The organism is Rhodovulum sp. FJ3, assembly GCF_032918305.1.
Taxonomy (GTDB): domain Bacteria; phylum Pseudomonadota; class Alphaproteobacteria; order Rhodobacterales; family Rhodobacteraceae; genus SAT37.
The window spans coordinates 1-18,374 of the sequence record NZ_JAWJUU010000006.1; the positions used below are offsets into that span (position 1 = coordinate 1).

The 18,374-nt window shown below is 59.9% G+C and carries 20 protein-coding genes; 10 read left to right on the plus strand and 10 right to left on the minus strand.

The features are described 5' to 3' along the window. The coding region (locus R1W00_RS14960; protein WP_317263723.1) for a 5-deoxy-glucuronate isomerase at positions 1–108 on the plus strand (108 nt) is incomplete at its 5' end. On the opposite strand, the gene R1W00_RS14965 is transcribed toward R1W00_RS14960, so the two are convergent. Genes R1W00_RS14965 through R1W00_RS14975 form a run of 3 tightly spaced genes read right to left on the minus strand, consistent with a single transcriptional unit; the run spans position 100 to position 3,209 of the window. Beyond that, positions 100–1,140 carry an ABC transporter substrate-binding protein gene (locus R1W00_RS14965; RefSeq protein ID WP_317263573.1) on the minus strand — a complete coding sequence of 347 codons (1,041 nt, stop codon included), beginning with the start codon at positions 1,138–1,140 and terminating at the stop codon, positions 100–102. The genes R1W00_RS14960 and R1W00_RS14965 overlap by 9 nt on opposite strands. Beyond that, positions 1,133–2,545: a sensor histidine kinase gene (locus R1W00_RS14970; RefSeq protein WP_317263574.1), complete on the minus strand. Its 1,413-nt coding sequence runs from the start codon at positions 2,543–2,545 to the stop codon at positions 1,133–1,135. Before R1W00_RS14970 ends, R1W00_RS14965 begins: the two co-directional genes overlap by 8 nt. Further along, positions 2,538–3,209 carry a response regulator transcription factor gene (locus tag R1W00_RS14975; protein WP_317263575.1) on the minus strand — a complete coding sequence of 224 codons (672 nt, stop codon included), beginning with the start codon at positions 3,207–3,209 and terminating at the stop codon, positions 2,538–2,540. The genes R1W00_RS14970 and R1W00_RS14975 overlap by 8 nt, the downstream gene beginning before the upstream one ends. A gap of 192 nt (positions 3,210–3,401) precedes the next feature. Here R1W00_RS14975 and R1W00_RS14980 point away from each other — a divergent pair, with 192 nt between their 5' ends. The 4 genes from R1W00_RS14980 (at position 3,402) to R1W00_RS14995 (ending at position 7,583) form a co-directional block, all read left to right on the plus strand. Beyond that, the gene (locus R1W00_RS14980; protein WP_317263576.1) at positions 3,402–4,388 is read left to right on the plus strand and encodes a Bug family tripartite tricarboxylate transporter substrate binding protein; all 987 of its coding nucleotides are present in this window, start codon (positions 3,402–3,404) and stop codon (positions 4,386–4,388) included. Between the two features lie 81 nt (positions 4,389–4,469). Next, positions 4,470–4,901 carry a tripartite tricarboxylate transporter TctB family protein gene (locus R1W00_RS14985; protein WP_317263577.1) on the plus strand — a complete coding sequence of 144 codons (432 nt, stop codon included), beginning with the start codon at positions 4,470–4,472 and terminating at the stop codon, positions 4,899–4,901. A gap of 9 nt (positions 4,902–4,910) precedes the next feature. Continuing rightward, positions 4,911–6,449 (plus strand): tripartite tricarboxylate transporter permease, encoded by a 1,539-nt coding sequence (locus tag R1W00_RS14990; protein WP_317263578.1) that lies wholly within the window; start codon positions 4,911–4,913, stop codon positions 6,447–6,449. A gap of 129 nt (positions 6,450–6,578) precedes the next feature. Continuing rightward, positions 6,579–7,583: an AraC family transcriptional regulator gene (locus R1W00_RS14995; RefSeq protein WP_317263579.1), complete on the plus strand. Its 1,005-nt coding sequence runs from the start codon at positions 6,579–6,581 to the stop codon at positions 7,581–7,583. A 33-nt stretch (positions 7,584–7,616) separates the two neighbouring features. Here R1W00_RS14995 and R1W00_RS15000 read toward each other — a convergent pair whose 3' ends face one another. Further along, positions 7,617–7,964, minus strand: a complete 348-nt coding sequence (locus R1W00_RS15000) for a helix-turn-helix domain-containing protein (protein ID WP_317263580.1) — start codon at positions 7,962–7,964, stop codon at positions 7,617–7,619. Positions 7,965–8,087: 123 nt separating this feature from the next. Between R1W00_RS15000 and gstA the strand changes: the two genes are divergently transcribed. The 4 genes from gstA to R1W00_RS15020 are packed head-to-tail and all read left to right on the plus strand — an operon-like array spanning position 8,088 to position 10,261. Next, entirely contained in the window at positions 8,088–8,699 is a 612-nt protein-coding gene (gstA, locus tag R1W00_RS15005; protein WP_317263581.1) for a glutathione transferase GstA, read from the plus strand. Then, positions 8,696–9,079 carry a nuclear transport factor 2 family protein gene (locus tag R1W00_RS15010; RefSeq protein WP_317263582.1) on the plus strand — a complete coding sequence of 128 codons (384 nt, stop codon included), beginning with the start codon at positions 8,696–8,698 and terminating at the stop codon, positions 9,077–9,079. The genes gstA and R1W00_RS15010 overlap by 4 nt, the downstream gene beginning before the upstream one ends. Position 9,080: 1 nt before the next feature. After that, a complete protein-coding gene (locus tag R1W00_RS15015) occupies positions 9,081–9,302 on the plus strand; it encodes a 4-oxalocrotonate tautomerase family protein (protein WP_317263583.1) in 222 nt (73 codons plus the stop codon). Further along, positions 9,299–10,261: a nitronate monooxygenase gene (locus R1W00_RS15020; RefSeq protein ID WP_317263584.1), complete on the plus strand. Its 963-nt coding sequence runs from the start codon at positions 9,299–9,301 to the stop codon at positions 10,259–10,261. Before R1W00_RS15015 ends, R1W00_RS15020 begins: the two co-directional genes overlap by 4 nt. Positions 10,262–10,345: 84 nt before the next feature. Here R1W00_RS15020 and R1W00_RS15025 read toward each other — a convergent pair whose 3' ends face one another. The 6 genes from R1W00_RS15025 to R1W00_RS15050 all read right to left on the minus strand — a co-directional run bounded on the left by R1W00_RS15025 (position 10,346) and on the right by R1W00_RS15050 (position 17,043). After that, positions 10,346–11,848 (minus strand): amidohydrolase family protein, encoded by a 1,503-nt coding sequence (locus tag R1W00_RS15025; protein ID WP_317263585.1) that lies wholly within the window; start codon positions 11,846–11,848, stop codon positions 10,346–10,348. Further along, entirely contained in the window at positions 11,845–13,389 is a 1,545-nt protein-coding gene (locus R1W00_RS15030) for an amidohydrolase family protein (RefSeq protein WP_317263586.1), read from the minus strand. Before R1W00_RS15030 ends, R1W00_RS15025 begins: the two co-directional genes overlap by 4 nt. Continuing rightward, positions 13,386–14,171 (minus strand): ABC transporter ATP-binding protein, encoded by a 786-nt coding sequence (locus R1W00_RS15035; protein WP_317263587.1) that lies wholly within the window; start codon positions 14,169–14,171, stop codon positions 13,386–13,388. Before R1W00_RS15035 ends, R1W00_RS15030 begins: the two co-directional genes overlap by 4 nt. A gap of 1 nt (position 14,172) precedes the next feature. Further along, the gene (locus R1W00_RS15040) at positions 14,173–15,063 is read right to left on the minus strand and encodes an ABC transporter permease (protein ID WP_317263588.1); all 891 of its coding nucleotides are present in this window, start codon (positions 15,061–15,063) and stop codon (positions 14,173–14,175) included. Positions 15,064–15,074: 11 nt separating this feature from the next. After that, a complete protein-coding gene (locus tag R1W00_RS15045) occupies positions 15,075–15,992 on the minus strand; it encodes an ABC transporter substrate-binding protein (RefSeq protein WP_317263589.1) in 918 nt (305 codons plus the stop codon). Positions 15,993–16,677: 685 nt separating this feature from the next. Further along, a complete protein-coding gene (locus tag R1W00_RS15050) occupies positions 16,678–17,043 on the minus strand; it encodes a carboxymuconolactone decarboxylase family protein (RefSeq protein WP_317263590.1) in 366 nt (121 codons plus the stop codon). Between the two features lie 153 nt (positions 17,044–17,196). Between R1W00_RS15050 and R1W00_RS15055 the strand changes: the two genes are divergently transcribed. After that, the gene (locus tag R1W00_RS15055) at positions 17,197–18,162 is read left to right on the plus strand and encodes a LysR family transcriptional regulator (RefSeq protein ID WP_317263591.1); all 966 of its coding nucleotides are present in this window, start codon (positions 17,197–17,199) and stop codon (positions 18,160–18,162) included. Positions 18,163–18,374 lie beyond the last annotated feature (212 nt).

Genomic DNA, 18,374 nt, shown 5'->3' on the forward strand with positions numbered 1-18,374 from the left:
CCCTGTGGCGCGCCCTATGGTATCGAAATGTACTACCTCAACGTCATGGCGGGGCCGCGCAGAAACTGGCGCTTCGTACCAGCTCCAGAGCTCGAACACCTATTGTAAAGGGGGAGGGGAGACAAAGTTTGACGACCAGAACTCGGCAAACCGGTCGAGTTTCTGGGCGTCCAGTGGCACAAGCAGTGCCGGGGACAAGGTAATGAAACGGCGCGCGCTGGGGATCAGGCCGGTGTCGCCTGCATCCTGCGGGAAAGTCAGGCCCGCCTGTTTGATTTGTGCCTGTCCCTCGGGAGATAGGAGAAAGTCCAGCAGGCGCGTTGCCGCCTGCGGGTTTTGGGCGCGTTTGGGGATCATGAAACCGCGCGACAGGAAGAGCGTGTAATCCTCAGGCAGGATCAAACCGACCGTCGAATGAACGCCGTTCGCGACGTAGGATCCCAGCACGTTATAGGCCAGCGCGTAGGTGCCATCGGCAACGCCGTTGATGATCTCGGCCGAGCAACAGGTGGCGACGGCGTCCGTGCGCGCGAACCCCTCAAGCAGCGCGCCGAACGTAGTGGCCTCAAGGCTATCGCTGTAGGCGAACAGATAGCCCAAGCCGGATTGTTCGATGTCATAGGTCGCGATTTTGCCACGCAGCATTTCGGGCTCTCGTCGCATCAGATCGAGGAGCGCGAAACGGTCACGTGGCACGTCGGCAGGATCGATTAGATCACGGTTGTAGATCATGACCGCGGGTTCCTCGGTCAGGCCCCAGAGTTCGTCCCGCCAGCGCCGTGAAGGCGGCAAAGAGGCCGTTAAATCAGAGCGATAGCGATAGGCGCAGGCCGCATTGACCAGATCGACCATCTGCTGTACCGCCGAGGAAAACACCACATCGGCGGGGGTGTCGGTTCCCGCGCAACCCGCCTTGGACTTGGCGTAGAGCGGGTTTGAGTTCCACTGCTCATAGGTGATCGTCAGGTCGGGGTTCATGTCCACGAAGCGTTCCAACGCGGGGCGGATGATCGCGAAATCGGTGGTGGAACGGATCAACAGGGGCTGGGACCCTGTGCCTAGGGTCGCAAGGGCCTCTTGGGCCGTTATGGGTGTGGCTAGGGCGATCAGCGCGGCCAAGGTGGTGATGAACTTACGCATCTGTTTTGTCCGTATGTTGCGCCAGCGGAAAGACCATTGTGATCCGGAAACCAGCCTCGTCACGGGCCATTTCGATCCGCCCGTCAAAGGCCGTTGCCACCGCATAAACGATCGACATCCCCAAACCACGGCTATCCTCGCCGGACGTATTGGACCGTTCAAACCGGCGGCCCAGTTTCGCGGCAATCTCGGGGGGCGGTCCGTCGCCTGCATCCTCAATCCACAGCCGCGCGGTGCCGTCCGTTTGACTGACCCCGATGCGGATCGGCGCGCGCCCGTGGGTCATCGCGTTCGAGAGCAGGTTGCTGGCCGCTTGGGTCAGGGAAAACGGGTCGGCAAGGACACAGATCGGGGCCTCGCCAATCACAAGTTGAACATCGTTCTCGGGCGATAGGACCTCATGGTCGCGCTGCTCCAGAACCTCAAGCGCGATGTCGCGCAGGTCGATCAATGTGCGGGGCAGGTTGTCGGTGCGGTGAATGACCATGGCGCGCGACAGCAACTGATCCAGCAGCCGGCCAAGGGTCCGTGTGCGCGCCACCAACCGGTCCACGGTGCGCCGTGGGGAATCGTCGGTCGGGGCGGTCAGGATGCTCTCGGCCTGAACACGGATGGCGGCGACGGGCGTGCGCAACTGATGCGCGGTGTCGGAGATCAGGTTGCGCATCACCCCCATCTGTCGATCCAGCCGCCCCATAAACCGGTTCATGGCGGACAACATCACCTCAACCTCGCCCGGGACATTGTCGGTCGGGATCGGGGTCAGGTCATAGGGATCGCGGTCGCGCAAGTTGGCCGCGATGGTTTCAAGCGGGCGCACCGCCGCGCGGATCGCGAAATAGGAGGTCAGCAACAAAACCATCCCCGCCGCCAGAATGGGAACCAACGCATCCAGCATCAGATCAAGCGCCATCACCTGACGCGCGCGCAGGGTTTGGCCCACGCTGATCCGGACCGCGCCGCTAAAATCCCGTTCGGCAAAGCGGCGGGTGACCTCGACAAAGCGCGCGGGTTCACCATGCATGGTGCTGTCGAAAAACGGGGAGGTCTGCGCGCGGGGATTGGAGACGGGGTTGAACTTGGCGTCCTCAAACCCCGTGATCAACACCCCGCCCGGTCCGCGCACGGCATAAGAGACGCGATCGTCAGGGGCCTGCGCCAGTAATTCGAACGCGGATACGGGCAGGTCGACCACGGCCCGACCGTCGATGATGCGCACGGATTCCGCGATGTCACTGGCCGCGCCGATCAGGATGCGGTCATAGGCGTCGCGCGCGGCCTGTTGGCCGTTCACCCACGCGGTCACCCCGACCAAAACGCCACCCAGCAACAAGAGCGCGATCACGATGCTAAGTACCCGTGACTGCAGCGACATGGTGGAATGGGCGCGGGTGTGATCAGTCATTGATCGCGATCCGGTAACCAATCCCGCGCTGCGTCGCGATGCTGACCGTGCTGCCCGACAGTTTGCGCCGCAGACGCGCGATATAGAGTTCAATCGCATTCAATCCGACATCCGCGTCGTTGAAGGCAAACAGCCCGTCATAGAGACGCTCTTTGGACAGGAAATGCCCTGAATGACGCATCAACAGGCCCAGCAAAGCGGCCTCGCGACGGGTCAGCGACAGGTGCTGATCGTCCAAGGTCGCGGACAATCGCGACGGCGAAAACCGCAAGGGACCAAGGATCAGTTCCTCGCCCTTTTGGCCGCCCTCACGCCGCATCAGGGCCCGTAACCGCGCCTCTAGCTCACGCTGATCAAACGGTTTCACAAGGTAGTCGTCGGCCCCCAGATCAAGGGTCTGCACACGGTCATCCACAGAGTAGAGCGCGGTCAGCATCAGCACCGGAACCAGATCCCCGCGCCCCCGAATACCGCGCAGCAAATCCGTCCCCGACCCGTCCGGTAGATTGATGTCCAGAATGATCGCGTCATAGGTTTGCACGCCCAGATAGTCCTCGGCGTCGGCGACACTCAGCGCATGGTCACAGGCGATTCCCGATTGCCCCAAACGGGTCACAACCGTCTCGGCCAGATCGACAGCATCCTCCACCATCAGCACGCGCATCAGTGATTCCTTTTCCCACAACCCATTGCCATCACGTCATTTTTTCCTGTGACAGGTTGATGACAGCTTTCCTGCGTAGAACGCTGTCATACCCCGCGAGGAGAAGGACGCAAAGAATTTCGGTCCTGCGGGGGCAAGGTGTGTGGCGCGCAAAAAACGTGCCACGCGGAAAATTCGTGGAGGAAAAATCGAATGATCAACGCAACCCGTATGGCGCTGGCCGCGCTGGCCCTTGGTGCATCCAGCATGACCGCTATGGCCGATGGTTTCACCCCTGAAAACCCCGAGTGCATCGCGCCCGCCAACCCCGGTGGTGGCTGGGACTTCACCTGTCGTCAGGTGGGCAAGTCGCTGCAGGATCTGGGTCTGCTGGACAAGACCATGCAGGTCGTCAACCTCGCCGGTGGCGGCGGTGGTGTGGCCTTTGCCGAGGTGGTCAACAAACGCGGTGACGACAACGATCTGATCGTCGCGGCAAGCTCGGCCACCGCAACCCGTCTGGCCCAAGGTGCATACCCGGGCAACAGCATGGATCAGGTGCGCTGGCTGGCGTCGATCGGCGCGGACTATGGCGTGATCGCCGTTGCTGCCGATAGCGACGTGACCACGCTGCCCCAACTGCTGGACAACATCAAAAACGACCCGACCTCGACCTCGGTCGCCGGTGGTTCGGCTGTTGGTGGCTGGGACCACCTGAAGGTGCTGATCGCGGCAAACGCCTATGGCATCGACGATGTACGCAGCGTCAAATACATCGCGTTTGACGGTGGCGGTGAGGCCGTGACCCAGCTGCTGGCCGGTTCGGTTCAGGCGTTTACTGGTGACATCTCCGAGGCCAAAGGCTTCGTCGACAGCGGCGACATCCGCGTGATCGCCGTTCTGTCGCCCGAACGTCTGGGCGGTGAATTCGCCGACATGCCGACCGCCAAAGAGCAAGGCGTTGACGCAATCGGCGCAAACTGGCGCGGTTTCTACGCCCCCGCCGACATGAGCGACGCCGCTTATGACGCATGGGTTGGCAAAATCTCGGACCTGTACGCTTCGGCAGAATGGAAAGAGATCATGGCCGCAAACGGTCTGGCCCCGCTGGACCTGCAAGGTGACGCCTTCCAATCGTTCGTTTCGGACAGCGTTGCCCAGATTCAGTCGATCTCCAAAGAAATCGGCATCATCAAATAATCACCACGCCTGTGGTAACGCCAAGGGCCGCCAACCGCGCGGCCCTTGGTCATTCCCTGCGCGACCAAGAGGAACCCACACATGAGTGACCGTATCTTCGGCATCTTTGGGGTCTTGCTGGCCATCGGTTTTGCCGCAGCCGCCCTGACCATCGAAGAGAGCTTTCTGTCCGACGCCGTTGGCCCCAAGGGCTTTCCGCTGATCATCGCGGTGGTTCTGGGCCTGTCCAGTGCCGTCATCGCCCTGAAACCCGATCCCGAACCCATCTGGCCCGCATTGCCGCGTCTGGTCGAGGTGATCGCGGCCATTGTTGTGATGATCCTCTATGCGCAGCTTTTGCCGGAAATCGGCTTTGTTTTCGCGACCGCCTTTGCCGCAAGCTATCTCAGCTGGCGCTTGGGTTCGGCCATCATCGGCGCGGTTCTGACCGGCGTGGGCACCTCGGTCGGCATCTATGTCATTTTCCATCTGGTTCTGGGGCTGTCGCTGGCCCGTGGGCCGCTGGGTTTCTAGGGGGACATCATGGAAACTTTGGCAAACCTAGGCGACGGGTTTCTGATCGCACTGACGTGGCAGAACCTGCTGCTGGCCCTGATGGGCTGTTTTCTGGGGACCATTATGGGCGCGCTGCCGGGTTTGGGCCCGTCAAACGGCGTGGCCATCCTGATCCCGCTGGCCTTTACCTTGGGTCTGGGCGCGACGCCGTCGTTGATCCTGCTGACCTCGGTCTATTACGGGGCGATGTACGGGGGCCGGATTTCGTCGATCCTGCTGAACATTCCGGGCGATGAGCCTGCGATGATGACCTGTCTGGACGGCCACCCGATGGCGAAGAAAGGCATGGCGGGCGAGGCCCTGTCCCTGTCCGGTATCGCCTCGTTTGTTGGCGCATTCCTTGCGACTTGGGGTCTGATCGCGCTGGCACCGCAGTTGGTGAAAATCGCCCTGCTGTTCGGTCCGGCGGAATATTTCGCCCTGTTCGCGCTGGCGTTCATGACGTTGGGCGGGGTGTCCTCGACCAATCAGGCGAAATCGGCATTTGCCGCCGCTCTGGGCCTTGGCCTTGCGATGATCGGTGTGGACACGCAAACCGGCGTGCCTCGGTTCACCTTTGGCGAGGTGCACCTCTACGACGGCCTGGACTTCCTTGTTGCTATCGTCGGTCTGTTCGCCCTGTCCGAGGTATTTATCTTCCTCGAAAACCGCCACGGTGGATCCGATGCGACCTCGGGCAAGCTCAAGATCGGGCGCCTGACCCCGCCGATGAGCATGATCAAAGAAACCACGCCGACGATGCTGCGGACCTCGTTCCTTGGGTTTATCGCGGGCGTTCTGCCGGGTGCGGGTGCATCGCTGGGTTCTTTCATCAGCTATTCGATGGAAAAGCGTCTGGTGGACAAGGACAACACCTTTGGCACCGGTGATCCCCGTGGCGTCGCCGCGCCTGAGGCTGGCAACAACGCCGCCGCCGGTGGTGCCCTTGTGCCGATGCTGGCGCTGGGTGTGCCCGGATCGGGGACGACGGCGGTTCTGCTGGCGGTTCTGCTGTCGCTGAACATCACGCCGGGGCCGTTGCTGTTCACCCAGAACCCCGATGTGGTTTGGGGCCTGATCGCCGCGCTGTTCATCGCGAACTTTATGCTCTTGGCTATGAACATCCCGATGGTGGGTCTGTTCACCCGCCTGTTGCTGATCCCGCCGCGGGTTCTGATGCCCATCGTTGCGATGGTGTCCTTTGTCGGCATCTACGGGATTTCGGGCTCCAGCTTTGACCTGATGGTGATGATCGGCTTTGGCATCATGGGCTGGGTTCTGCGCAAGCTAGACGTGCCTTTGGTCCCGATTATCCTTGGGACGCTCTTGGGCAACTCGATGGAAAACAACCTGCGCCGTGCGATCACGATCGACAATGGCAACTGGTGGACCCTGATCGATAGCCCGCTGTCGATTGCCCTGTGGGCGATTGCGCTGATCGGGTTTGTGTTGCCCCTGATCGTAGGGGCACGGGTCAAGGCGCGGATGCACGCCCGCCGTGACGAAGAAGGTTCGATCGCCGACTAACCGGCCATCCACACCACGTACCGCATAAAAACGCGCCCGCCGGACCCATGTTCGGCGGGCGTTTTCTTGACCCTCCCCATCGGCCCTGCAAGGCGCTATGCTATCGCCCAAGTTGCAGGGGGCCGCGCGATGGGTGTCGTCACAGGGTTATTCGCACGCAAGGTGATTGAGGCCGCCGGTCCGGGATTGGACCGCGCGTCCCTGTTTCGAGACCTCGGCCTGAACCCCGACGATCCGCCAACGGTGAAAACCATGGTGGCCGACGTCGATTACTATGCGTTTCTGGAACGACTGGCCCATCTAGTGGACGACCCCACCGGATTTCCCCTGCGCGTGGGGCAGAGCATGCAGTGCGACGATTACGGGGCCTTTGGCCTTGCGTGGAAGACCGCACCGACCCTGCGCGGTTCGCTTGAGCGGGCGGTGCGTTATGCGCGGTTGCTGACATCCGTGGCGGAATACGAGGTGCGCCCACACCCCAAAGGCGCGTTTTTCCTGCTGCACCGTGACGGGGTTCGCAAACTGGGGGTGCGCCTATCCAATGAGGCCACATTGGCCAGCGCCACGTCGATTATGCGTCAGGTTTCACCGGCCCCCGTGATCCCCCTTGCCGTTCATTGCAAACACGCCGCGCCCGACGATATCGCCCCGCACCACGCCTATTTCGGATGTGAAATGATCTTTGGCTCGGACAAAGACGGTGTGCTTTTGGATCACGCGACACTGGAGCGGTCCAACCGTCTGGGCGATCCGGCCATCGCGCAGTTTCTGGAACCGCATCTGCAATCCGAACTGGCCGCCGTGGCCGAAGAAACCTCGTTCCAGCAGACCTTGCTGCGCCGGATTTCCGATCGGCTTAGCGACGGCGCGCCACGCGCAGCCGAGATGGCCCGCGACATGGGGATGAGCGAACGCACGTTGCAACGCCGCCTGTCAGACGAAGGCACCACTTATCAATCTGTTCTGGAAAAAGCGCGCCGTCGTCTGGCCGAGGGATTATTGACCCAGAGCGGTCATTCCCTAGCGGAAATCGCCTTCCTCACAGGGTTCTCGGAACAAAGCGCGTTCAGCCGTGCCTTTAAACGCTGGACCGGTGATACGCCCGCCACATATCGCGACACATTCGACGGCTGATCCGTTCGCCGCCTCCGGCACGTTGCCCCGACCTTAGGCGCGCAGGGCCTTTAGCCGGTGTCCCACCTGAACAATCGCATCCAGCGCGGGGATCAGTTCCTCACCCAACGATGTCAGTTCGTATTCTGTCGACGGGGGCGATGTGCGGCGCACATGCCGCACCAACACGCCCCGCCCTTCCAACTCGGACAGGCGCGCAGAAAGGACCTTGGCCGAAATCGGGGGGATATCGGCGCGCAGCTCGCTGAACCGGCGCGGTCCCGCCCGCAGCGACCAGATAACATTGGGTGCCCATGCCCCCGCAATCACCGACATGCATTCGGTCAGCAGGCAGGGTTCCGGCGGCTCCGGGCTTTTGTTGTGACGCATTTTAAGGGGCATCGGGGTTACCTGGTTTCTGTGGAGTAACTCGTTTCTTTTGGTAACCATCGGAAACCACGTTGTCAACGGAAACTGCTTTGCCCATCTATCGGGTCATCGACAACCCTATAAGGCCAAAACACGATGAAACTCTTTTACAAACCCGGCGCCTGTTCTCTCGCTAGTCACATTGTCCTGCATGAGATCGGTAAGGCGTTCGAGATCGAGGCGGTAGATACGTCCGAGGGCAAGACCGCCGGCGGTGCCGATTTTCTGGCGATCAACCCCAAGGGCTATGTCCCCGCATTGCAAATGGATGACGGCGGTGTCCTGACCGAAGGTCCGGCAATTCTGCAATTCCTGTCCGACACCGCCCCGCAGGCTGGCCTCGCGCCCGAAGCTGGCAATCTGTCGCGCGCCAAAGTGCTAGAGCACCTGACCTATGTGGCGTCCGAACTGCACAAATCGTTTGGCCCGCTGTTCCGTTCGGCTTCGACCGACGAACAAAAAGACGCCGCGCGGGACCTGGTCGGCAAGAAATTCGATCACATCGAAAGCCTGTTGTCCGACGGTCGGGACTTCTTGGTGGATGGCGCATTTTCGATTGCCGACGCCCATCTCTTTACCATCTCCAACTGGGCGAACTTTACCGGTATCGACCTTGCGAATTGGCCGAACCTTGCCGCCTATGTGAACCGCATCGCCGCCCGTCCGGGGACACAGGCGGCCATGCGTGCCGAGGGTTTGATCCAATGACCCGCAACGATCATGCCGCAATCGTCGACCTGATGGAGGCCTATTTCGCGGGCCTTCATCACGCGGACAGCACCACACTGCGCCGTGTGTTTCACTCCCGCCTTGCCTATGCCTGCGCGACCGAAGGGGATGAACTGTACCTCGATCTGGAAACCTACATGGCGCGCATCGACAAGCGCGAAGCACCCGCAAAACGCGGTGAGCCGCGCGACGAAGCCATTCTGGAAATCGCCTTTGGCAGCGATCGTTTGGCCCGCGTCACTGCAAAGATGACGATGATGGGACGCAGCTATCTGGATTTTCTGACCCTTGTGCGCGAGGGTGCAGAGTGGCGCGTCATTACCAAGGTTTTCACCTTCATTCCCGATAAGGATCACTAGGATGCCCTATGTAAACATCAAGATCACACGCGAAGGCGGCCCCGAGGGGACCGGCCCGTCGCCCGAGGAAAAAGCGCGCCTGATCAAAGGCGTCACCGACCTGTTGACCGAGGTTCTTGGCAAGAACCCCGCCACCACGGTTGTCGTGATTGACGAGGTCGCCCTTGCGGATTGGGGGATCGGCGGTCTGCCGGTGCTGGACTACCGCAAGGCCGCCACATGAAGACCCGTCTGACAGAACGGCTTGGTATCGAATACCCCTTGATACAGGCACCCATGGCGTTTGTATCGGGGGGTCTTCTGGCGCGAACCGTGTCTGATGCGGGTGGTTTGGGCATGATCGGTGGCGGCTATGGCGACGATAACTGGCTGCTCCAACAGTTCGCCCTTGCACTGGGGGCGCAGGTCGGGTGCGGGTTCATCACATGGGCGCTTGCCCAAAAACCGCACCTGTTGGACCTTGCGCTGGAGCATGGGGCGAGCTCGATATTCCTGTCGTTTGGTGATCCCGCCCCGTTCGCGGAAAAGGTGCGGGGTCACGGCGCGACCCTGATTTGTCAGGTGCAAACGCTGCGCGATGCCCGCCGCGCGATTGAGGTCGGCGCGGACGTGATTGTGGCGCAAGGCTCCGATGCCGGTGGCCACGGCGCGGTGCGCGGCACGATGGCCCTTGTCCCCGAAATCGCCGACGAAATCGCGCGGTCAGGTCATGACGTAGCCCTTTGTGCAGCCGGTGGAATTGCCGACGGGCGCGGCATTGCCGCCGCATTGATGCTGGGGGCCGATGGGGTCGTGCTGGGCACTCGGTTCTTGGCCACGGCAGAGGCCCTGATCCATCCAAATATCTTGGCCAAAGCGTTGGACGCGGATGGCGACGAAACCCTGCGCACCCGTGTCGTCGATCTGGCCCGCCAGATTGACTGGCCCGAAGGGTATTCGGGGCGCGTTCTGGTCAACGACTTCATCACCAAGTGGCACGGCCAAGAACAGGCGTTCGAAGCGTTGCAAAAACAGGAACCCGTGGCCTGGGCCGCCGCCGTCGAAAATGGCGACACCACCATAGCCACCCCGTTCGTGGGTGAGGCAATCGGGCTGATCTCTGATGCGCCCTCGGCCAAGCAGGTCTTGCAATCCCTGATGGACCAGACACGGGAACGTCTCGGCGCCCAGATCGCGCGATAACCCGCCCGCGCAGAGCGACCACTCAAGAGCGCGCGTTCAATCTCGCGCTTTTGAAACGGACCCCTAGATGACGTGCGCTTAAATTCAATTCGGCACGCGTCGCTCCATCTGCAGGTCGTAGCGCCCTGCCTTTTGATACATCTCGCGGTAGTAGGGTAGTAGCCGTGCCATGCGTTTGTCGGCCTCGTCCATGGCCGATTTCTTTTGCGAGAAAAGCTCGGTAGCTTCGACCAGAATGTCGGCCTCACTGACGGTTGTCAGCTTTCCGGCTTGGACGACGATTTTTCCGGCAACCATGGTAAGCAGGACAGACTGTCCGAGTTCGCAATGTACCAGTTGCCGCGGAAGATCATTGAGCGGCACATAGGGCAGAGCGGCGAGATCGATCAACATGAGATCTGCGGGGGCGCCGATCGCAAGCGTGCCCAGACCCGCCTCGCGCATCGCGATGCCGCCGCCCACAGTTGCGGCACGGATCACTTCGCGGGCCTTTGGCCAACGCTCAAAATCCCATTCCGTGAGGTTGTGAATGACACCTGCGGTTTTCATCACCGACCACATATTAATGGCATCATCCGCGATTGCCTCATCTATCCCAAGGCAGACGGGGATGCCGCGGTCGTGGATGTCCCGCCACCGCATAATGCCGCTGCCGAGCCGCAAATTGGAGTTGGGATTATGCGCGATGCTGACGCCCGTCTCGGCCATCAGGTCGAGATCTCGGTCACTCACCCAGATCGCATGGATCACATTCATCCGATCACTGAGCAAACCGAGGTCATGGGTGTACTCCACAAGTGAACGCGCGTTGAGGCATTCCTCTCCAAAGACACGTTGCAGACGGGTTTCGAGCATATGCGCGTAAAACGGCAAGTCGTGGCGAAGGCTGAGATCATCGAGGCGTGCGAAGTAGTCTGGAGACACGCGTTGCGGTGCAGAGCACGAAACGGCCGCTTTGATACGCCCATCTTGGGCACCATGCCAGCGATCGATCAGGTAGTCATAGAGTTCGAGCAGTCGAGTGGCCGGAACGCCAGTGGCAGAGGCCAATGCGGGGCGTAGGTCATCAGGAACCAAGTCGCGCAAGAAGGGCAGTTTGTCCAATTCCGCAAGTTCCGGCTGGTCGAGCGCAAGGCGGGCGCGGATGCCACTGTCGGCATAGGCCTGCGCCACGGCGTCGATGATCTCCGGATCTGGTTCGGGGACAAAGAAACAGTCGTCTTGAACCGAGGTGGTTCCACACCGGAGCATCTCGATACAGCCCAGCATGGTGCGCAAATAGGCCTCACGCGGTGTAGGGCGCAGGACCTCCAATTCAGGACACTCATAGAGCATGAAAATCTCGAGCGGCAACGAAGGCAAGCGCCCTTTCATGTGGTTGACCGCCGAATGAAAATGCCCGTTGATCAGTCCGGGCATGACGAGGTTGCCATTGCCCTGGACCACGTTGTCGGTCGGCTGCGCGGCGATTGAGGGCGAAATTTCTGCGATGCGCCCGTCCCTGATTTTAAGGTCGCACGGGGCGCCCATGCCATCCGGGTGCTCTAAATCCAACAGTCGAACGTTTTGAAAGACCGTTGCACTCATGTCCGCGACGACGCCTTGTAAAATGGGACGCGGGCGCCTGTGTTTTGCAGATAGCCGTCATAGAAGTCCTCCACGACGGGAAAGACGTTTTCGCGCAGCCAGTGACGCTCACGCTCATCGCCGTCGCGTGGGGCCGACAGGGCCTCGGCGATTTGCGCAAGGATCGCGTCGCGGTCGATCTGCGTAAAGGTTCCGTCCTTGTAGACAATCTGCCCCTCGATCATGACGGTTTTGACGTCTTTGGTCTTGGCGCGATGGATCAACGCATCCAGCGGGGCAATGTCCGTGTCCTGAAACGGGAAGGTCGCGCTGTCATAGTCAAAAATGACCGCATCCATGCGCCGACCGACGTCCAGTCGGCCGATTTCCGAACCAAAAGCGGTCGTCAGGCCGCCGTGCTCGCTCGCCATTCGCAGGACTTGAGCGGGGGACGGGACATCTGAAATATCGAGCCCTGGCGTGCGGTGAACGGTAAGCGCCATCCGCATCTCTTGCAGCATGTCTCGGTCATCGTTGATCCCTGCCTCGTCCATGCCCATGCCCACAGTCATGCCGCGCTTTTGCAGTTCCATAAGCGGCAAGACTCCCGAGCGCAGTCGGAAGTTTGAAGAGCAATTGTGACAGATGCACGTGCCTGTCCCAGCGCAGATTTCGATATCTTCTTCTGTCATCCAAACCCCGTGACCCAAAGTCATATGCGGCCCGAGCAAGCCCAGCTTCTCGAGGTGTTTCACGGCGGTGGTGCCTGTCCTTCGGAAGGCGTATTCCTTTTGCAGTGGCGTTTCCAAAAGGTGCATATGCATGGGCACCTCTGCGGCTTGGGATTTCTCCTGCAGCGCAAGAAGCCCCTCATCCGTCATCCAATGCAGGTTTGCAGGCGCAAGCTGAATGCGCGAGCGGGCACTGGTGTTGTTCCGCGTCAGGACGTCGAAGAGTTGCAGAAAATCACTCAGTTGCAGCGTTTGGGCTGCAAAATGCGCCGCCATGACCTTGGCGACGTCTGCAGGCAGGCGCGCACAGAAATCTTCATCCGCCTCATAGACAAACCTGTTCTGCTCGCGCACGGCATAGCAATAAGAGACCCGCATGCCGATGTCGTCATAGGCACGCAGGACCGCACTTGCCGAGGCAACGACCTGATCGAAGTCTCCCGTCGCCCAGCCCTGAATGTGCTGCACGGTGGTCACGCCTGATGCGATCATTTCAAAGGCAGAAAACAGTGTGTCGAGGTAAGGGTCGATTTTGCGCATCGCCAAACGGGCCGCGAACCATAACTCAAGCGGATAGTCCGGTGCGCCCAGTTGAAGAGGCGTGAGTCCCAGATGGTGATGGCTGTTGACCAGCCCGGGCATGATCAGGTGATGAGGGTGACTGCTGACCCCCGCCTCGGGATAGGTGGCTTTGATCTCGGACAGGGTCCCAACGGCCACGATTTCGCCGTCCGTGTACGCGATTGCACCGTCGTCGATGATCTGCGGTTCGCCCTCTTCGGATACGCCTGTGACAATCCAGCGGGCTGAAATGATTTCGACTTGTGTCACAGCGACTCCTGCTCTTTGAAGGATTTCTCGACCTCTTCGCCCAAAAGGGCCTCACACTGACGCGCAAGGGCGATCATCTCGTCACTGCGCATGTCGCGCGGACGGGCAGCCTCAATCGGAATTTCGGCTTTGATCTGACCGGGGCGGGCCGTGAACACGATGACGCGGTCGGCAAGGGCCAGAGCCTCCTCAATGGAGTGCGTGACAAGCAGCACCGAGGCTTTGGATTTCTCCCAAGCGTTGAGGAGATGCGCCTGCATTCTGGCGCGGGTCTGCACATCAAGCGCGGCAAACGGCTCGTCCATCAGCAGAACTTTGGGTTCAACGGCCAAGGCACGGGCAAGAGCCGCGCGTTGCCGCATGCCACCAGAGAGCTCATGCGGACGTTTGTCCCCTGCGCCGTTCAGGCCGACGAGCCTGAGCAGGCGTTCGGCGGCCTCGTCCATCTTACGCGGGCTATCTCCCGCGATCTTTAGGCCAAAGGTGATGTTGTCGCGCACCGTCAGCCACGGATAGAGCGCGGCTTCCTGAAAGATCAGGCTACGCTCCGGCGAAGGATCTGTGACCTCAAGACCGTCAAAGGTGACGGCGCCTTCTGTCGCGTCCTCCAGTCCGGCTACGATGTAAAGAAGCGTACTCTTGCCGCATCCCGAAGGGCCAAGCAGGACCACGAACTCCCCCAATTCAACATCTAATGACAGGGACCGCACAGCAGGGACAGGTGAGGGCCCATCGGGGTTCCAGACCTTGGACACGTTTTTGATTTTCAAACCGGTTGCCATGTTACAACCCTCCCACGCTGGATGGACCAACCCACCACAGCACTTTGCGTTGTATGTATCGAAGCGTCTGATCGAAGGCGAACCCCGTTAATCCGATCAACGTCATGGTGAAGAAGACAAGGCTGGCGTTGAACGTATTGCGTGCCATCATCGTAACCTGCCCAAGCCCTGATCCGACCCCAACGGCCTCTGCGATCAGGACCACCATCCATGCTGCAAACAGGTTCATGCGCAGTGTCACGAACAACTCGGGCAGGATCGCGGGCAGGATGACATGGCGGTAGATCTGGCGCTTGTCGCACCCCATGACGCGGGCCAATTGGATGTAGTGAACGGGCACATTGTCGATCTGTGACAAGGTCGCCAGCGTCATGATGAAAAAGATCGCGATAAAGACCAAGAAGATCGCAGGGGGATTGCCAATCCCGAATATAAAGACTGCAACGGGCAGCCAAGCGACGGGTGAAATCGGCGCGAGCATCGTCACCAGCGGCAGCATCAGCTTGCCGAAAATCCGGAAATAGCGAATGCCCAACCCGACCGCCAAGGAAAGGGTAAACCCGAGAACAAGCCCTGCCGTGACACGGAACGAAGACCACGCGATCACGCCCAAAACAGAGAAAATCGAACCCCCAGTCGCCAATGCACCGGCCCGGGTCCCGCCCGGATCGAAAAAGCGGAATTGATCTGTCAGGTTCGCCAGAAAGATATGTGGTGGCGGAAGCAAGAGCGGGTTCGCCCACCCCCGCCACCATGCAAATTCCCAAAAGCCGACGAAGATCGCCAAAGAGGCAATCACCCACAAAGCCGGCTCCAAACGCGCGAGCAGTTTCTTGCCAAAGGTCTTGGTTTTCGGTTCAGCCACAGGCACGTCGAGAGTTCCGTCGGTCATGGGTCTATTGCTCAGGCTGTTTTCAGTTCAAGGCTGTCGTAGAGATCGCCATTTTCGGCGATGACTTCCTCAAGCAACGTCCAGTTCACGGCGGTGTCAGGCAGGGTGTTTTTGACGTACCCCATCTTCTGCATGGACACCGAGCGCTCGACGAAAAAGTCGGTGTTGTTGCGCTGGTCGATCATGACGGGCTGGCGCGATTGCGCGAGGGTCAGAGCCTCGAGAGAGGTTTTGTAATAGGTGCCTTGGGTTTCAGCCAGCGCGGCCGCGGTGTCCTGTTCGGACTGCATCTGCGCCGTCATCATGGCCTTGATCACTGCTTTGACGGCTTCGGGGTTTTCGTCAAGCAACGGAGTGCGCGCAGCCAGAACGCAGTCGGAATAGCCTTTGCCGTAGAGATCAAGCCCGTCGCTCAGGACCGACGAACCCGCTCGCTCGGTCAGACACTGGGTCGCATAGGGTTCGATGTGGCTGACCGCGTCGATCGCACCGTTGATGAAAGCAGCGGCAAGCTCAGGCGAGGAGTTGAAGTATTTGATCTCTGCATCCGCGAATTCCAATCCGGCGGAGGTCATGTAGTCATAGGGCAGAACTTCGAGCGTGTCGGCCTGGAAAGTACCGATGGTTTTCCCCTTGAGGTCGGCAGCCGAGGAAATCCCTTCAGAGCCGATCAAGATACAGCCTTCGACACCTGCCCCAGCCACGATCTGCACAGGGGCGCCTGCATCGACCAAAGTGATGAAGTTCGAGTAGGGAATGACCGAGACATCGACCATGCCCGCCCCGAAAAGGGTCACGACATCCGTCGTGGTCGGGGTTACGACGAAATCCAGTTCAACCCCATCGGGTTCGGCCAGTTGGCGTTCCTTGGCGAGGAAAATCCCAAGGTTACACAGGCCGCCGCCGTGTGTCGCCTTGATCGTTGTCATGCCGGCCGCCGAAGCTTGTCCGGGAGACAGCAGGCCAGCCGGAAGGGCAAAGCTTGCTGCAGCTGCCGCACCGCCTTTGAGGAAGCCGCGGCGGCTTGCCTGTTGAATACTATGATATGTATTTCCGCATCTTTCGCACATGTTATGTCCTCTCTGTCGGGACACAAACGAAGATTTCGGGCCAGTGAATTGAGCAGGTCGACCCCGTCACTCCGCTTGTGACAGTTTCGGCACGCCAACCAAAAAAGCAGTTCGGCAGTTGTGAGGAAGGAGATGCCACCCAACCGCTTTGCGCTGTGCTTAGGATTGCGAGAACACAGAGGTTCGGCTCATTAAAAAGCGCCAAGATGGCCAAAGTTAGATTGGAGATGCCTGTTTTTTGGCGAAAAATTCAGTCAGCTGCCATGAAACTGGGCGCCACATGTCCCTGTGAGCTGACATTGCTGCGCGCCGCAAAACTTAGAATCGCCGCACGACAGGTCACATTGAATGCCCCAACCATACCGCTGACGATGTCCTCAATGAGCCATGGAAAGGACAAACGCGGGACGGATGAGACGACGCTAACCGGAAGGTATGGTGGGGCCCAAGTCTGCGGTTCACCGGCCCATCACTCCGCCCATCTTGCCCTTTGGTCGGCCCCACTTGCCCGAGCATTCGCCCTTTTTGACACGACAACAGATGGTCATTCCTCGGCGCAGAGCGTTCTGAGCGTGTTCAAGGCATTGATCGCGGCAGGCAGGCCACCGTAAAGCGCCATTTGCCAGATCGTTTCCGCGATTTCCGTCTCTGTCAGCCCAACCTGTAGAGCCGCCTGAATGTTGATCCGAAGCTGGGGCGCCGTTTGTGCGCCCATCGCCGTCAGGGCCGCAATCGTCGCAATATAGCGGCTTTTGAGATCAAGGCCGGGGCGCGCATAAAACCGGTCATAAGCCATGTCGATAACCGTATCCGCCATGCCCGGCAAAAGATGCCCATAGCGTTCTTCCAGAACATCCCGCACCCCCGGGTTCAGCTGGTCTGCAAGCCGTGCGCCATCCGACTGTGTCATCGCGACACCCTCCCAAGGGTGAAACCCCCTTCTTCGACGACCCCGCCCCGCATCATTGCAAGCAATCCTGCGTTGGACGCGGCATAGGCACCGGCTACGATCGCTGCTTGGTTCTCAAATCGTCGTTCCATGAAGGTTCCTCGTGATGGACTGATGGAACAACTTGTAAACCACCAAGGATTCTATGATAATTTTCTAAATTTCTTCCAGTTTAAAAAGGATTTCTTTTTAATGGACCTTTTCACGGCCATGAGAACCTTTGTTGACGTCGTCGAGGCAGGGTCCATGAACGCGGCTGCACGCAAACGCAATGTCACCAGCGCGCTGATCGGACAAAGGATTGCCGCACTCGAAGATCATCTGGAGGTGCGACTGCTGAACCGGACGACCCGTCAACAAAGCCTCACCGATTTTGGCGAGAGATATCTGGAACAATGTCGGGATATCCTTGAACTGGTGGCCCAGTCCGAGGGCACCGCCAGCGACCAACAGACATCCCCCAAAGGTCGCTTGCGCATTGCCGCCCCGCACAGCTTTGGCAGTGAGGCCTTGATGCCCGCACTCAAGGGGTTCAACGACCATAACCCCGACGTCGAGATTGATCTGGTGCTCTCGGACAGTAATGAGGATCTGATCGCAGGCGGGTTCGACGCCGCCTTTCGCATCGGGACGCTCGAAGACAGCACCCTGCTGCAGACCAAGCTCAGGCCCTATCGAATGATGGTCTGTGCCTCGGACGCGCTGCTGACCGAAGTTGGCACGCCCCAATCTCCATCGGATCTTGATCAGTTTTTAGCAGTTCTCTTTTCAAGGACCGGACGCAGGGACTGGCGCTTTGCGAAGGATGGCGAGACGCGTCACTGGTCGCCCAAGGCGGCGATTTCGGTAAACTCTAGCCAAGCCGTGCGCACCGCGGCCAAAGCGGCGATGGGCGTCGCCATGCTTCCCGAATGTCTGGTTGCGCGCGACATCGCGGACGGCTCTCTGGTTCGGATTTTGGCCGACTGGCGCCTACCAGAACAACCAATGTCGCTGATCTATCATCGCGACCGCTATCGGCCGAAACGGCTCCAAGCGTTCATCGCCTTCGCCAGCTCTGCCTTTGGAACCGCAAAATGAAGCGACCTTTGACTTTGCTCTTTTCGCCGTACTGAGGCGGTTTCCCAGACCTGTCCATTTTCCGTCAAAACGCCACAAGCACCGCACCTGCAAGCGCAAACTCGACACAGGCGAAGCCGCCGTCGCGCAGGGTGTCGCGAGACGTTGGAGAGTTGCATATCCGTCATTCTTTCATAGACAATGGAAGACGGGCGCATGGCACGCCCGCCTCC